The sequence below is a fragment of the Streptococcus sp. HMSC072D05 genome (assembly GCF_001815805.1).
GTDB lineage: Bacteria > Bacillota > Bacilli > Lactobacillales > Streptococcaceae > Streptococcus.
In genome coordinates this window covers 1-336 of sequence record NZ_KV822004.1, presented here as the reverse complement: position 1 = coordinate 336, position 336 = coordinate 1, and the positions used below count along the sequence as shown (strand labels likewise).

1 protein-coding gene is annotated in these 336 nt (G+C 46.4%); it reads left to right on the top strand.

All coding sequences use genetic code 11. The features are described 5' to 3' along the window. Positions 1-336, top strand: a 336-nt coding sequence (locus HMPREF3057_RS03235) for a prealbumin-like fold domain-containing protein (protein ID WP_180364445.1), incomplete at both ends; no start/stop codon positions are given.

The window sequence follows — 336 nt, the reverse complement described above, 5'->3', positions numbered from 1 at the left end:
AGCCTTGGTGGAACAGAAATCGCTGGTGCACAAATCAAGATCTACAAGGGCGACAAGGCAGAAGGTACAGCCGTAGAAAGCTGGACTTCAGAAGCTGGTAAGTCTAAAGATCTCAACTTGGCGCCAGGTACTTACACCTTCCATGAGGAAGCCGCTCCAACCGGATACCTCAAAGTAACCGACATCACTTTCCAAGTCAAACATGATGGCACAGTGGAAGTGACAAACGTTGGTGAGAAAGACTCTAAGGGTGAAGACAACAAAGTTGCCACAAACGGTTCAACTGTAACTGTAACTGATAAAGATGATGACCTTCCACGTAAGATTACCTTCAGC